1 pseudogene is annotated in these 327 nt (G+C 56.0%); it reads left to right on the forward strand.

Features of this window, described 5'->3' with window-relative positions:
• A pseudogene (locus tag EZM41_RS03455) lies at window positions 1-221 on the forward strand (hypothetical protein); the annotation flags it as partial.
• Window positions 222-327 lie beyond the last annotated feature (106 nt).

Below are 327 nucleotides of genomic sequence, written 5' to 3' on the forward strand. Positions count from 1 at the left end.
CAGTAGGAGAAGAGGTAGGGCGAGACAGGTTCATCAGGTGGCTTTCCGAAGCCGGTTACGAACGAGTCGATGTGGTGTGGGCACCCGGTCAGTTTGTGGTGAGAGGGGGCATAGTGGACCTCTTCGATCCGGGCTTGCGCCATCCCTTGAGAGTGGAATTTTTCGACGAGACCGTAGAATCGATGCGCGCCTTCTCGCCGGAGAACCAGCGCAGCCTATAAGTGGCGTAAAGTCTATTACCGTGTGCCAACTCAGCGTCATTACGTTGGCCTTTCCCTTGTGGGCGGTAGACACCAAGACCACCGGGCCCGGTTCTATAAATTGGAA

The sequence above is a fragment of the Acetomicrobium sp. S15 = DSM 107314 genome (assembly GCF_016125955.1).
Classification (GTDB): Bacteria; Synergistota; Synergistia; order Synergistales; family Thermosynergistaceae; genus Thermosynergistes; species Thermosynergistes pyruvativorans.